General features: G+C 39.8%; 12 protein-coding genes, 1 tRNA gene and 1 rRNA gene. 5 read left to right on the top strand and 9 right to left on the bottom strand.

Annotated elements, in window-relative coordinates; genetic code table 11:
• Positions 1-25: 25 nt before the first annotated feature.
• On the top strand, positions 26-2,089 hold the full coding sequence (locus EZL74_RS11700; protein WP_131476804.1) for a CRTAC1 family protein: 2,064 nt from the start codon (positions 26-28) through the stop codon (positions 2,087-2,089).
• Positions 2,090-2,136: 47 nt separating this feature from the next.
• On the opposite strand, the gene EZL74_RS11705 is transcribed toward EZL74_RS11700, so the two are convergent.
• The 3 genes from EZL74_RS11705 to EZL74_RS11715 are packed head-to-tail and all read right to left on the bottom strand — an operon-like array spanning position 2,137 to position 4,059.
• On the bottom strand, positions 2,137-3,093 hold the full coding sequence (locus EZL74_RS11705; protein ID WP_131476805.1) for an ion channel: 957 nt from the start codon (positions 3,091-3,093) through the stop codon (positions 2,137-2,139).
• An 8-nt stretch (positions 3,094-3,101) separates the two neighbouring features.
• Positions 3,102-3,599: a GNAT family N-acetyltransferase gene (locus EZL74_RS11710; protein WP_131476806.1), complete on the bottom strand. Its 498-nt coding sequence runs from the start codon at positions 3,597-3,599 to the stop codon at positions 3,102-3,104.
• A 1-nt stretch (position 3,600) separates the two neighbouring features.
• The gene (locus EZL74_RS11715) at positions 3,601-4,059 is read right to left on the bottom strand and encodes a DUF1801 domain-containing protein (RefSeq protein ID WP_131476807.1); all 459 of its coding nucleotides are present in this window, start codon (positions 4,057-4,059) and stop codon (positions 3,601-3,603) included.
• A gap of 71 nt (positions 4,060-4,130) precedes the next feature.
• Here EZL74_RS11715 and EZL74_RS11720 point away from each other — a divergent pair, with 71 nt between their 5' ends.
• Together EZL74_RS11720 and EZL74_RS11725 are read left to right on the top strand one after the other, a co-directional pair.
• On the top strand, positions 4,131-5,189 hold the full coding sequence (locus tag EZL74_RS11720) for a DUF3667 domain-containing protein (RefSeq protein WP_131476808.1): 1,059 nt from the start codon (positions 4,131-4,133) through the stop codon (positions 5,187-5,189).
• A 3-nt stretch (positions 5,190-5,192) separates the two neighbouring features.
• Positions 5,193-6,230: a M28 family metallopeptidase gene (locus EZL74_RS11725; protein ID WP_131476809.1), complete on the top strand. Its 1,038-nt coding sequence runs from the start codon at positions 5,193-5,195 to the stop codon at positions 6,228-6,230.
• 66 nt (positions 6,231-6,296) lie between these two features.
• On the opposite strand, the gene EZL74_RS11730 is transcribed toward EZL74_RS11725, so the two are convergent.
• From EZL74_RS11730 to EZL74_RS11745, 4 genes are all read right to left on the bottom strand, one after another.
• A tRNA-His gene (locus EZL74_RS11730) sits at positions 6,297-6,372 on the bottom strand.
• An 86-nt stretch (positions 6,373-6,458) separates the two neighbouring features.
• Positions 6,459-7,175: a bacillithiol biosynthesis deacetylase BshB1 gene (bshB1, locus tag EZL74_RS11735; RefSeq protein ID WP_131476810.1), complete on the bottom strand. Its 717-nt coding sequence runs from the start codon at positions 7,173-7,175 to the stop codon at positions 6,459-6,461.
• Positions 7,176-7,225: 50 nt separating this feature from the next.
• Entirely contained in the window at positions 7,226-8,293 is a 1,068-nt protein-coding gene (locus EZL74_RS11740) for a chorismate-binding protein (protein WP_131476811.1), read from the bottom strand.
• Positions 8,293-8,715 (bottom strand): PaaI family thioesterase, encoded by a 423-nt coding sequence (locus EZL74_RS11745; protein ID WP_131476812.1) that lies wholly within the window; start codon positions 8,713-8,715, stop codon positions 8,293-8,295. Before EZL74_RS11745 ends, EZL74_RS11740 begins: the two co-directional genes overlap by 1 nt.
• 210 nt (positions 8,716-8,925) lie before the next feature.
• Between EZL74_RS11745 and EZL74_RS11750 the strand changes: the two genes are divergently transcribed.
• Together EZL74_RS11750 and purL are read left to right on the top strand one after the other, a co-directional pair.
• On the top strand, positions 8,926-10,464 hold the full coding sequence (locus tag EZL74_RS11750; protein ID WP_131476813.1) for a hypothetical protein: 1,539 nt from the start codon (positions 8,926-8,928) through the stop codon (positions 10,462-10,464).
• Between the two features lie 73 nt (positions 10,465-10,537).
• Positions 10,538-14,188: a phosphoribosylformylglycinamidine synthase gene (gene purL / locus EZL74_RS11755; RefSeq protein ID WP_131476814.1), complete on the top strand. Its 3,651-nt coding sequence runs from the start codon at positions 10,538-10,540 to the stop codon at positions 14,186-14,188.
• Between the two features lie 54 nt (positions 14,189-14,242).
• On the opposite strand, the gene EZL74_RS11760 is transcribed toward purL, so the two are convergent.
• Positions 14,243-14,890 carry a porin family protein gene (locus tag EZL74_RS11760; protein ID WP_131476815.1) on the bottom strand — a complete coding sequence of 216 codons (648 nt, stop codon included), beginning with the start codon at positions 14,888-14,890 and terminating at the stop codon, positions 14,243-14,245.
• 249 nt (positions 14,891-15,139) lie between these two features.
• Positions 15,140-15,249, bottom strand: a 5S ribosomal RNA gene (gene rrf, locus EZL74_RS11765).
• Between the last annotated feature and the right edge of the window lie 145 nt (positions 15,250-15,394).

Here is a 15,394-nt window from a genome sequence, read left to right on the forward strand (position 1 = left end):
CATCTAAAAACAACTAACTTAAAATATGAAAAAAATTACTCTAATTATTTCTTTGCTGCTGTTAGGGCTGCATAGTAATGCACAGGACACTTGTGCTTCTGCATTTCCTCTGACTACCGGAGGTATATATTCAGTAGGTATCATTAACGGTACCGATGTTCCTACTCCCATTTGTGCTAACAATGGAAGTATCCCGGTCGCAAATATCCCTGCGGGAGAATGGTATGCATATACCCCAACACAGGATTTAACTGTAACCGTTACTTCAGACATTGCAGCTAATACCCCAAGAAAAGATACCCGTGTTCATGTATATACCGGAACGTGTGGTGCATTAACCTGTTATGCCGGGGATGATGATAGCGGAAGCAGTTATTCTTCCGTTTGTATATTCAATGTAACTGCCGGAACAACTTATTACATAGCTTGGGACAACAGGTGGTTATCGACTGCAAAAAATACCGGATTTTCATTTCAATTAATTGAAGCTCCCATTGTTGTACCACCTCCCACCCCTATAACTTATACAACACAAACGCTATCAACCATTAACAGTACCTACAATATTTGTGTTGTAGATATGAATAATGACAACCTAGATGATATTGTAGGTGTTAGTTCAAATAACTTGAGAATTCATTTTCAAGGAAGCACACCAAACGCTTTTACTGTTACTGATTTCCCTATAACCGGTGCTAATTATATGCCCGGCTGGAGCATGGCAGCAGGAGATTACAATAAAGACGGGTTTAATGACTTAGCATTAGGAAATACCAACGGGCTTTCGATTATAAGGTCAAACAATACAGGAACTGCTTACACAGGCATTACACCCGGTGAATATATTTTTTGCCAAAGAACAAATTTCGCCGATTTAAACAAAGATGGTAATTTGGACATTTTCTCATGTCATGATGTGGCCCCAAATGTTTATTACCTGAATGATGGAAATGCTAACTTAACTTATTATCAATCGAACACTACTGCAGGAGCCATGAATCTCAGTTCAGGCGGAGGTAATTATGCTACACTTTTTACTGACTTTGATAATGATGGCGATACCGATGTCTTTATCTCTAAATGCTCAGGACCACCTTGCCAATTATTCAGATATGACGGAGGAAATACTTATACCAATGTTTCATCACTTGCCGGAATTGATGTAACTCCGATTCAAACATGGTCATCAGCCATTGCCGATTTTGACAATGATGGAGATATGGATATTATCATCACAGCCAGTACAGGTACTCATAAATATTTTAGAAACAACTTTGAAACTACCAATACTTTAGGATCCTTTACCAACATAACCTCAGGTTCGGGTTGGGACACAAACACATCAACTAATATTGACAATATAGCCTACGATTTTGATAACGACGGATTCATAGACGTACTTGGAGGAGGTAATAAAATTATGTTCAACCAAGGGAATGGCACTTTTGCTCCTGTAAGTTACAGCGGTATTGCAGTAGGAGCTGTCGGTGATTTAAATAATGATGGATTCCTGGATATTCAGAGTGGCTCTACTATCAGATATGCAGTTCCTAACACAAACAAATGGTTGAAAGTAGCCCTGCAAGGCGTTCAAAGTAACAGTAACGGAATTGGAGCCCGAATTGAAATTTACGGTACTTGGGGTAAACAAATCAGAGACATCAGAAGTGGTGAAGGATTTAAATACATGAGTTCACTTAACGCTCATTTCGGAATAGGACAAGCCACCATTATTGACCAAGTAGTGATTAAATGGCCTTCAGGAATTGTAGACACCTACACTAATGTAACGCCAAATCAAATGCTTAAAGTTGTGGAAGGTGCCACCTTAGCAGTTAATTCGTTTAACAATACGGCTTTCAGCCTGTATCCGAATCCTGTGAAACACAACCTCAATATCAGCTTAAATGTTAACAATCCGGTTGAGTTTAAAACGGCCCAAGTATTTGATATGAATGGTAAAGTAGTGTTGGAAAGTAAATTTGAAGGTAACACTCTAAACGTTGATAAATTAGCTACCGGCACTTATATTCTATTGCTGAAAGATGCTCAGGAAAAGAATTACTCGCAAAAATTTATAAAAGAATAGTAATTTCAATCCAATCTATAAAAAAGTCCCGATTACTCGGGACTTTTTCATAATGGTACTTTTTCAAAAGCGTTGAGTTTATCAATGTCAAGGACTGTTTTATTGTCATCCGAGCTTTTAAAATACATCGGAATGAATTTGGCTCCAAATACAATTTCCGAAAAAGTATAAGAGGTGCGTTTAGCCACTGTAGTACTGAACATATCATCAAAAACTTTAAGAAAAACCAATATTTCACCATTTATATTTTCATAATCTTCTTTAGTAAAGTTGTACAATGGACTGTTCTCAGTTATCGGGTGTACTAGTGTCCAACTCAAGGTTAATGAATTAATTTTGGCCAGTTCCAAATCTAAGCTGTAAAATTTATTGACCAATGCACCATTTTCCTCTACTATCATTCCTAACATGATTTTCACTTCGGCATCGGTTAAATTGGTATTTTTATAAGGTGTCATTCTGATCATTAATCCGGTACCTTTTCCGTAAGGCGCAATTAGAGCATTGTGTGAAAAACGGATAAAAGCCTTGGGCTTACTGAATCTTCCGTAAAACAAGCCTGTAGCAATTGCAAAACTCAACAATCCGAAAAGCGCTTCTACAGCAGCAATGAAACTGGTTAAAAAACCACTGGGACTCACATGCCCGTAACCCACTGTGGTATATGTTTGCACACTAAAGAAAAAAGCCTGCCCATATTTATCTAATCTTGATGTGGCATCGACTCCAACTAAATGCTCAACTCCTATGGCGTAGTAAATACCCGCAAAAATAAAATTGACCAAAAAATAAAAAACCACTATAATCATCATGAATTTCCATCTTGGGATATTCAACATCGTGTGGTACCAACTAATACTGTCAAAAAGACCAATTCCCGTTTTTTTGATGTTGGCATTGCCGCTTTTATTGACGAATCGACCACCGTAACTGGATGCATTGGTTCCAAAACCGGTATCATTTTCGGCTTTTGCCCTGCTGTTTATTTTTTTAAGGAATTCCATGACTACATTTAAATTGATTTTTCCATCACAAAATCATCCATAACATAACCATTGCCAATGTCGATGACTTCTTCTTTTACAGTACTGAATCCTAATTTTTGATAAAAATGCTGAGCCGGATTGTATTTGTTTACATTCAAAAAAACTGCTTTTTCATTTTGACTTTTAGCTTCATTCAGAATAAAATCTAACAGTAATTTGCCAATTCCTTCTCCTTGACGGGTAGAGAGTATGTAAATTTTATGAACTTTGGTTTTATGTGTATCTCCGGAGTTCAATTCATAGGAAGCGAAACCAACCGAAACATCATGGTCTTTGACCAAAATAAAATGATGTTTTTTCTCCTCAGCCTGCTGTCTGAGAGCAGGTACGCTGTACATCATTTCCATCATGTATTCGAGTTGCGGCTGACTCAAAATACTACCGTAAGCTATAGGCCAAACTTCTTGAGCAATGGCTCTTATATCTTTAAATTCATCGTCTTGATTTCTTTCTATGTGCATCATCTTATGCTTTTACAAAGGCACTTTCATAAGTTGTAATCCAATCCTGAACTGTTATCTTTCGGATTAGTTCAGCTATCAAATCATAGGGAATATCATCAGGCTTTTTAAATCGGATACAACTTTTGCCCATGTCTAACTTAGTTTTACAATGTTTGGGATATTCAGCCACAAACCAATCCAATAGTGCTTTATTGGCATAAATTCCCATATGATACAACGCTATGAAATTCTTTTGCGAAGCTACATTTATAAAGGGCAAGGGTAATTTTGTATCACAATGATAACCTTTGGGATAAATACTATGAGGCACTACATAGCCTAACATGCCATAGCCTATGACTTCCTGAAATCCTTCCGGTAAATTTTGAAGTATGGTATTGCGGAGTTTTTCAACGGCGGTTTTTCTGTCCGAAGGCAATTCGTTTAAATAATCTTGCGGGGTGAGGGCTTTAGATTGCATAGTTCTTTTTTTGTTCCTCAAAAATAGAAATAATTTTAATAGATTTACGGGTCGAATTTTATTACAAAGCCATGTCCAAAAGTCCGTTACGCCAAGATAAAACCTGCCTGAACTGCAGATACGTTGTAGAAAACCGATTTTGTCCGAATTGCGGACAGGAAAATACCGATACCAGAAAGACATTTCATCATTTGTTTGTTCACTTTTTTGAAGATTTAACGCATTACGAAAATGCCTTTTGGAAAACCATCAAAAACTTATTCTTCAAACCGGCATCACTTACTAAGGAATATCTTTCGGGCAAGCGTTTGTCCTATTTGGCTCCGGTGCGTTTGTACATTTTTATCAGTTTTGTGACGTTCTTCATCATCACGGCTTTTCCCGGAAACGAAGAAGAATTACTCAGCGGAAATGAAACTCAAACTGTCCAAATTAAAGATAAAAACGGTGTACTCAAAGACAGTGTGATTTCGGTTAAAAAGATAAAAATATCCGAGATTTTGAAAGCGGAAGACGCTCTACAAAAAGAGCAACATCTTACCAATGAAAAAGCAAATGAAAACTTTTTAAATTTTGGTTACAGAAACATCAGAGAACTCGACTCGATGCAAAAATACGGTCCGGCTAATGAAAAACTTACAGATTGGGAATATAACGTAATCAAAAAATCGTTACTCGTAAAAGCAAAAAACACCAAACAGGAATTAATGGAGAAATTCTTGGAACAGTTACGTCATGATTTTCCAAAAACGCTCTTCATTTACATGCCATTGTTTGCTTTTGTACTGTGGCTCTTTCACGGAAAAAAACGTTGGTATTATTTTGACCATGGTATTTTCACCTTGCATTATTTTTCGTTTTTACTGCTCTCGATACTGCTGATTTTCTTTTTCAATAAAATCATGAACTGTTTTGTTGAAAACAGCATTACCGATACAATCCGATATGTTGGATTGGGCGCCAGTTATATTTGGATGTTTTACTATTTCTTCCCGGCACATCATCGTTTTTACGGAGAAACCCGAATAATATCTTTCCTGAAAAGTATCGCTATGTTTGTCATTAATGTAATTATGATGAGCATTTTGCTACTAACCTTCATGTTTTATACCTTCATTAACTTACATTAAACTATGAAATCAAATTGGAGCAAAATAATGGTGCTGTTTTTATTGACAGGCCTTTTTACAAATTGTACTTCACAAAAATCATCCTCCAAAAATTCGGCTGTATCGGTAGCCAAGTACATCAACACCATTTCAACCGAAAGTTTGCAAAAAAATTTAACCGTTATTGCCTCTGATGAAATGGAAGGGCGTCAAACCGGTAGTGAAGGGCAAAAAAAAGCCGGCCGTTATATGATTGATTTTTATAAAAGTCATGGCATCTCTTTTCCGAAAGGAGCCACTGATTACTACCAACGCATACCAGCGGCTTTCTTAAACGCAAAACGCAACGAAGGCTTACCGGATTCTGAGAACATTTGGGCTTACATAGAAGGCTCTGAAAAACCGGAAGAAGTAGTTGTAATTTCGGCACATTATGACCATGTTGGCATCAAAAACGGGGAAATATACAACGGTGCCGATGACGATGGCTCGGGAACGGTTGCTATTATGGAAATGGCAGCAGCATTTCAAAAAGCTAAAAATGAAGGACATGGTCCTAAGCGTTCAATCCTGATTCTGCATGTTACGGGCGAAGAACACGGCTTACACGGTTCGCGTTATTATTCCGAAAACCCATTGTTTCCGCTTGCCAATACCGTTGCCGATGTCAATATTGACATGATAGGACGCCGCGATGATTTTCATAAAGATTCGAATAATTATGTTTATGTTATTGGCTCTGATTACTTGTCTAGCGACTTGTACACCATTTGCGAAAGCGTAAATAAAGAGTTCACTCACCTCACTTTGGATTACAAATACAACGACAAAAAAGATCCTAATCGTTTTTATTACCGCTCGGATCATTACAATTTTGCCAAAAACGGCATCCCGTCGGTATTTTTATTCAACGGTACTCACGCCGATTATCATAAAGCTACGGATGAAGTAAGTAAAATAGAATTTGATGCGCTGACCAAACGAACTCAATACGGATTTGCCATTGTCTGGGAAATTGCTAACCGAAAAGATAAATTGGTAGTAGATAAAAAAGACGAATAACCGAATTGAAAACTGCGAAATTATATAAACAAAAAAAGCCTCCGATACCGGAGGCTTTTGCTTTTTGGGTGAAAGACGGGTCTCGAACCCGCGACCTTCGGAACCACAATCCGACGCTCTAACCAACTGAGCTACAATCACCATTTGTTTTACAAGAAAAGCCGTAGCTTCATTTGCGAGTGCAAATATAGTGTAAAAGTTATCTTTTGCAAAGATTTTTTTCTTTTTTTAAATCAAATCTCCTAAGCTCTTGACAGCCACGTATCTCTCTACTGTAAAGCCCTCAGCATACTCCACTCCAACCAATCTTCCGAAGTCCTGAGTGCGGTAATGAATGCTGTCTAAAAAGTTCTTGGTAGCAATAGGCGTTATCGGTTCCTTAGAATTTTCGGAATAAAACTGAGAAGCATAAGCCAAAATAGACTCTTTCTTTTTATCTATAAAATCCGAAATATCGACTACAAAATCGGGCTCCAGGTTTTTCCATTGCAAATAATGGTAGACCACTTTAGGACGCCAGGCTTCCTGAGCTTCCCCGTCAAGTTCGGTTTCAATACGTCGTAAACCGGATAGAAAGCAGGCGTCAGAAACCAGTTTACTGCCTTTGCCATGGTCGATGTGTCGATCATCAACAGCATTGCACAAGACTATCTCAGGGCGGTATTTGCGAATCATTTTGATGATTTTCATCTGATGAGCTTCATCATTTACGAAAAAACCATCGCGCATATTAAGGTTTTCACGGACAGCAACTCCCAATATTTCGGCAGCCAGACATGCTTCGGCATCTCTTATCTCAGCAGAACCACGAGTACCGAGTTCGCCGCGGGTTAAGTCAATTATTCCCACTTTTTTACCCAGCGAAATTTCTTTGGACAAGGTTCCGCTGCAACCCAATTCAACATCATCGGGATGTGCCCCGAAAGCAAGTATATCTAATTTCATTGTTTCATAATTTGTGGATACAAAAATAATGTAAATAAAAAACCAACATTTTAAAAATCCAGTACTTTTTTCATCGTCATTGATTTGTTGACTGTTTCCACGTATTCATCAGCCGGAATACTGTCTTTGGTAATGCCGCAACCAACAAAAAGTTCGGCCGTATCACCAACAATTTTCATAGAACGTAAATTCACGAACAAATCGGATTGACGGGTCCTGAAACTGGCCAAATCGATATTGAACTCTCCCAAAAATCCCGAATAATATTCCCGATGGTAGCCTTCATTTTTCACTATAAAATCTTTGGCTGAAGCTTTAGGCAAACCACATACTGCCGAAGTAGGGTGCAGTGCTGCAATAATGTTTGAAAGCGATTTTTTTGATTTAGCTTTGGCTGAAATGTCGGTTTTAATATGCCAAATAGTACCCGCCTGCACCGAATAGGGACTGGAAAAAGTAAGCTCGGTTACCCAATTTTGCAATCCGTCTAAAATAAAATCAGTAACCAACTGTTGCTCTTCTTTTTCTTTTTGATGCCACACTAATTGGGTTTCATTGGCGGCCAATTGGGTTCCGGCAAGTGCAACGGTTTGAATATTTTTATCGTTAATTTTTAAAAACTGTTCCGGAGTAGCACCCATCCACATGCCTATTTTCGGGTGAAAAAAACAATATTTAAATGCTGATGGGTAATGCTGCGTCAACTTTCTGAAAACAATTTCTAAATTGAACGAGCTGAGCTTTACCGTCTCTTTGCGCGACAAGACCACTTTTTGAAATCGGTTATCTTCAATGGCTTCAACTCCTTTTTGCACTAAAGCTTCAAAATCATTTTTTGCTTTTTCGTCAAAATTGACCGATTTATCACTCTCGACATGATAGTTGGTGTGGTAAATTCGTTCTACCATGACATCGGAATATTTTTGAGAAATATACGGAATAGCCTCACCATCAAAAGGAGCAAACACAAAACCGGTTTCCTGAAAATCCTCCAGAAAATAAAGATGGTCATTGTTTTGAAAAAGCCCCACCATACTCTCCGAATTGGGTTTGCAGAACAATACAAAAGGTAATTGCTGTTCTTGGTGAATCCTGATTTTTAGGAATAAGTCCGTCATCAGCGTCGGGGTAAAATCATGTTCGTCAATTTACAAAGCGAAACCAATTTGCCGTTTTCATCGGTAATTTTGATTTCCCAAAGATGAAGGCTTCTCCCCTGATGCAGAATTTTGGCTGTGCAATACACCATCCCTTCTCTTTTACTTCTCAGGTGATTGGCAGAAATTTCAATTCCTCTAGCCTCTTGCTTTTCAGGATTGATAAACAACATGGAAGCGGCACTGCCGACACTTTCGGCCAAAGCTACCGAGGCTCCACCGTGCAACAATCCCATCGGTTGGTGTACTCTTGGGTTGACCGGCATTTTGGCTGTAAGGAAATTTTCGCCGGCATCTATGTATTCAATTTCCAAGGTTTCCATTAAGGTGTTTTTGCTCCAATCGTTGCAGAGTTGAAGCATTTTTTCTTTATCAAAAGACATATCTTTTTTTTGTAAAATTACTATTTATTTGACTTTGTAAAACAATTTTAAGATTCCTTATTCTTTCATTTATACTAAAATTGAATTTTATTCGTTATGAAGTGTAGCTTATTTTCAATGACACACATTTCGAAATTTTGAAATTAATACCTACATTTACCACCAGAGACCTTTAGGTCGAATTGTACGAAGTAAAAATTCAAGATACCAATGCGTAAACTTATTATTCTTTTTTTTATTGGTTTAGCCATTACTGTCAGCTCTTGTCGTCAGGACTTTGTGTTTGAACCAAGCACCGGAGGATTAACTTTTTCAAAAGACACGGTTTATTTAGATACTGTTTTCAACACTATTGGCTCAAGTACTTATACTTTGAAGGTGTACAATCACAGTGATAAGGATATTAAAATCCCGATTATCCAATTAGGAAAAGGACAGGATTCAAAGTACCGCATGACCGTAGACGGCATGACCGGAGACAACAACCGTATTTTTCACAACGTTGAATTATTAGCCAAAGACAGTTTATTTATTTTCATTGAAATCACTAATAATGTACCTAATGTCAATCCGACACAGTTCCTGTATACCGACCAAATTCAGTTTGATACCGGAGCCAATTTCCAAAAAGTGGAGCTGGTTACGCTGATTCAGGATGCATATTTCCTGTATCCCAAAAAATTTGACGACGGTACTACCGAAACACTGCCAATAGGAAATGAAGAAATCTATGGTTTTTTCTTGGATGAAAATGACCCGATTAACGGCAATGAATACGTATGGGGTAATGATAAACCTTATGTCATTTATGGCTATGCCGCGGTACCCGGTGGCAAGACTTTAAACGTAATGCCGGGAGCCCGAATTCATTTTCATGCAGACTCCGGTCTGATTGTAGGCAATGGGGCAACTTTGAAAGTAAATGGAGACTATTCGACTACGGCAGCTTTAGAAAATGAAGTCATTTTTGAAGGTGATCGGCTCGAACCCGAGTATTCCGATGTCCCCGGACAATGGGGAACCATTTGGCTAACCGATGGCAGCACCAATAATGAAATCAATCATTTAACCATCAAAAATGCCACCGTAGGTTTACTAATTGACCACAATGACGGCAATTACATGACCATCAAAAACACTCAAATTTATGATTCTTCACTCAGGGGAATTTATGCCAAAACAGCTAAAATAAAAGGAGAAAACATTGTCATCAACAATGCCGGGCAATATGCTTTGTCTTGCTCCTTGGGCGGCGCTTACGAGTTTAAACATTGTACTTTCAATAACAATTGGTCGAGCTCCAATCAGCTGGCGGTACTCATTGACAATTATTATAAAGATGAAAACAACCAGCAGGTAGCCTTTGATTTAGAGCAAGCCGATTTTTACAACTGTATCATTTTTGGTTCTAACCAAATAGAAATGCTGATGCTGAAAAGTACTGTGAATCCAGATACCAACTGGACAGCGCCATTATTCAGCCGTTGTCAAATCAAATTTAACAATAGTAACAATGCGTATACCAATGATCCTAATTATGCTTTTCTGAACGATACAGGTAACATTATTAAAAATGGAAAAACTGATTTTCAAAGCGTGTACAAGAATAAATTAATGATTGGAGAATTATCTGCCGGAAACGGATTTGGTACCAATGTTGGTGTTCCTAAAGATTTAATCAACACAACAAGAGTTTCTCCCAACATTGACTTGGGTGCTTATCAGCACATTACTTTCCCGACAAATTAATTTTTAAAAGAGATTTTAGGATTCATTTTTTTAGCCTAAATTTGCAACTACAACAACAACTAATAACTACACAATGATTCATTTCTTCGGAAACGGAAGTGCTGCTGTTTTTGCCGTACAAGCGCAAAACGAACTTTCGACAGAAACCCTCTCAAAATTAAACTGGCTTTTTGGCAACGCTCATAAAATAGAAAAATCCGTCCTGACGGATTTTTTTGTTGGCCCCCGGGCCGCCATGATTACACCCTGGAGTACCAATGCGGTCGAAATCACCCAAAACATGGGGATAGAAGGCATCATCCGAATTGAAGAATTCCAAAAAGTAGCCGAAAGCTTCACCGACTTTGACCCGATGCTTTTGCAAAAATACGCGGCACTCGATCAGGATATTTTCTCCATCAACCTCCAACCGGAACCGATTCTGGAAATTGACGACATAGCCGCTTACAACCAACAGGAAGGGTTAGCGTTAAGTCAGGAAGAAGTTGATTATTTGAATGCTGTTGCCTCAAAAATTGGCAGAAAATTAACCGACTCTGAGGTGTTCGGATTCTCCCAAGTGAATTCGGAACACTGCCGCCATAAAATTTTCAACGGAACCTTTGTGATTGACGGTGAAGAAAAACCAATGTCACTTTTCAAACTCATCAAAAAAACCTCCGCCGAACATCCAAATGATATTGTTTCAGCATATAAAGATAATGTAGCTTTTATCAAAGGTCCGAAAGTGACCCAATTTGCCCCCAAAAGCGCAGACAAACCAGACTTTTACGAAACCAAAGAATTCGATTCGGTGATTTCATTAAAAGCGGAAACCCATAATTTCCCCACTACTGTTGAGCCGTTTAATGGCGCAGCAACAGGTTCGGGAGGTGAAATTCGCGACAGATTAGCTGGCGGACAAGGTTCACTACCCTTAGCCGGAACAGCTGTTTACATGACAGCTTATTCGCGTTTAAACCAAAACAGAATTTGGGAAAACGGCATGCCGGAACGAAACTGGTTGTACCAAACGCCGATGGATATACTAATTAAAGCTTCGAATGGCGCTTCCGATTTCGGGAATAAATTTGGGCAACCGCTCATTACCGGTTCTATTCTAACTTTTGAACACGAAGAAGAAAACAGAAAATTAGGTTACGATAAAGTCATCATGCAAGCCGGGGGAATCGGTTACGGAAAATTAGACCAATCCCTCAAAAAGAAGCCGAGCGAAGGAGATCAAATCGTTATTCTCGGCGGGGAAAACTACAGAATCGGAATGGGCGGTGCCGCGGTTTCCTCTGCCGATACCGGAGCCTTTGGTTCGGGTATTGAGTTGAACGCCATCCAACGTTCCAATCCCGAAATGCAAAAAAGAGCCGCCAATGCCATTCGCGGTTTGGTGGAAAGCGCTACCAACCCGATTGTTTCCATACACGACCACGGCGCAGGCGGACATTTAAATTGTCTTTCCGAATTGGTAGAAGAAACCGGCGGGTTAATTGATTTGGATAAATTACCGGTGGGCGACCCCACGCTTTCAGCCAAAGAAATCATTGGCAACGAATCTCAGGAAAGAATGGGCTTGGTCATTGGATCAAAAGACATCGATACCTTGCGACGCATTGCCGAAAGAGAACGGGCACCGTTGTATCAAGTGGGAGCAGTCACCGCCAACAAACGTTTCACTTTTGAAGGCAGCCAAACCGGTTTCAAACCGATGGATTTGGCCTTGGAAGACATGTTTGGCAGTTCGCCCAAAACCATCATGGCCGACAAAACCATAGAAAGAAATTACACCGAATTAGAATATTCAAAAGACTATATTCAGGACTATATAAAAGATGTTTTAAAATTAGAAGCGGTAGCTTGCAAAGATTGGTTAACCAATAAAGTCGACCGCTGTGTGGGCGGTAGAGTCGCCAAGCAGCAATGCGTGGGGCCGTTACAGTTACCGCTAAACAATGTGGGAGTGATGGCACTGGATTTTAACGGTAAAGAAGGCATTGCAACGTCTATAGGCCACGCGCCGATTTCCGCTTTAATCGACCCGAAAGCCGGCAGTCGAAATGCCATAGCCGAGGCCTTATCAAACATCGTTTTTGCCCCGTTAAAAGACAACCTGAAAAGTGTTTCTTTATCCGCCAACTGGATGTGGCCGTGTAAAAATGAAGGCGAAGACGCGCGTTTGTACGAAGCCGTTGCCGCTTGTTCGGATTTTGCCATTGAACTGGGCATCAACATTCCGACCGGAAAAGATTCACTCTCGATGAAACAAAAATACCCGAATGAGGAAGTCATCGCGCCGGGTACCGTGATTGTTTCGGCAGCCGGAAACTGTTCCAACATTACCAAAGTGGTGGAACCGGTACTCCAGAAAAACGGGGGATCTATTTACTACATCAACTTATCACAAGACGATTTCAAACTGGGCGGCAGTTCGTTTGCCCAAACGCAAAATAAAATTGGTACCGAAACACCAACCGTCAAAGATGCTACTTTTTTCAAAACCGCCTTCAATGCGGTACAAGACGTAATCAAAGACCGGCAAATCTTGGCCGGACATGACATTGGAAGCGGTGGCTTAATCACTACACTACTGGAAATGTGTTTTGCCGATGTGAATCTGGGCGCTGAAATCGATTTCCATGCATTGCCCGAAAAAGATTTAGTGAAGATTTTGTTTGCCGAAAATATTGGTCTGGTTCTTCAGGCCAAGGATGATGCCACATTTGAAAACGCATTAGACGGTATCGAGTATTTCAAAATTGGAAAAGTAGTGTCTTCCGCAACTTTGCGTATTCAAGATATGATACTTGATATCCCGGCATTACGGGACGATTGGTTTGAAACTTCATTCTTACTCGATCAAAAACAAACCCAAAACGATAAAGCCCGGGAGCGCTTTAACAATTACAGTCATCAGGCACTACACTACCAATTCCCAAATCATTTTACCGGTTTAAAACCAGTTATTGACCAGAGTAAACCGCGTCCGAAAGCAGCCATCATTCGTGAAAAAGGCAGTAATTCCGAACGTGAAATGGCCAATGCAATGTATTTGGCCGGTTTTGAAGTCAAAGACGTACACATGACCGATTTGATTTCGGGACGTGAAACCTTAGAAGACATTCAATTCATTGGTGCCGTGGGTGGTTTCTCGAATTCGGATGTGTTGGGCTCTGCCAAAGGTTGGGCCGGCGCTTTCAAATACAACGAAAAAGCCAACCAAGCCTTAAAGAATTTCTTCCAGAGAGAAGACACGTTATCGGTTGGTATCTGCAACGGTTGTCAGTTGTTTATGGAATTAGAATTGATCAATCCGGAGCACGAAGTGCATGGTAAAATGGCTCATAACGACAGCCGCAAACACGAAAGTATTTTTACTTCGGTAACCGTTCAAGAGAACCATTCGGTCATGCTCAAAACCTTAGCCGGGACTACACTTGGCGTATGGGTTTCTCATGGCGAAGGGAAATTCCAATTGCCTTATGAAGAACACCAATACAACATCGTGGCCAAATATGCCTACGAAGGCTATCCGGCAAATCCCAACGGTTCTGATTATAACACGGCCATGTTGTGCGATAAAACCGGAAGACATTTGGTCATGATGCCTCACATTGAGCGTTCTACGTTCCCTTGGAACTGGGCCTACTATCCTGACCGCGGTCAAAAAGACGAAGTATCCCCTTGGATTGAAGCCTTTGTCAATGCCCGGGAATGGCTTGAAAAACAATAAAAGAAAAACCTCCTGAAATTCAGGAGGTTTTTTCATATATATGAAAAGTATTCTCTAAAATCGGTAACCAAGGGTGACCTGATACCACATGTTTTTATACCTCGGTGTTGTCGAAGTGCCATCGCCATTATTACGCTTTACATCCCAACCGGCTCTGACACCAATCACCAAATGATCTACGTTAAAATCGGCTCCTCCCGTAAGACCATAAATGTTCTTACGAATATTGTCATTACTGAATTCATCCTCCTGAGTTGACGAAATGGTACCGCCTTTAAAATTATCCCTCTGTTTCAACAAATAAGAAAATTGAGGTCCAAATAAAAGTGAAACAGTTTCAGCAGGCTTAAAAGCTACCAAAAGCGGCACATCAATATAATTTGTAGTTCTGGTCATTTCATAGCTATTCCCTAAGAATGTACCCGTCGATTTAAACCCCTTTTGAGAAAACAACACTTCGGGTTGCACCCCAAAATACCTGCCTATAGGAATAACGATAAACCCTCCGGCAGCAAAACCAAATTTTGAATTCGCCACAAAGTCCTTCCCTTCTGAGTCATAAACGTTAGATAAATTAATTCCGCCCTTTATCCCCATGAACATCTTGTCACGGTTGTCTGCCGTTGGCAACTGATCAGTCTGTGCTATGGCATTTGTTACAACAAACGTAACCATTCCGATGATTAAAATTGCTTTTTTCATAGTTTCTGTCTTAAGTTAATTGCCTATAATTTGCTGCTTCATAAAAAACAATACGGTAAATTTCGACATAAACTAAGAACGCCTTTTTACAGAACTACAACTATAATTTACATAATTATGACGTGTCCCCTTGGCCTGCCTTGAGCCTGGCCGAAGGGGACCGGGCTATCCATTCTATTCTTTTACTGTTTTTACAGAGAATTTGCATAAAACAAAAAACCCTTACTATTTCTAGTAAGGGTTTCCAAAAAAAGGCGGCGACATACTCTCCCACATTACTGCAGTACCATCTGCGCAGTCGGACTTAACTTCTCTGTTCGAGATGGGAAGAGGTGAGCCCCGACGCAATAACCACCTTAAGCTTTTGGTTGTCGGTTGTTGGTTCTTGGTTGTTGGTGTTTCCATCAACTACTAACCATCAACTATCAACCGCGGCATAGCCGCTAATATCTTAACATACTGAGATAAAGAAAAAAACAAAGTTTAACAAAGAGCGCTGCTCCC

Source organism: Flavobacterium silvisoli (assembly GCF_004329815.1).
Taxonomy (GTDB): domain Bacteria; phylum Bacteroidota; class Bacteroidia; order Flavobacteriales; family Flavobacteriaceae; genus Flavobacterium; species Flavobacterium silvisoli.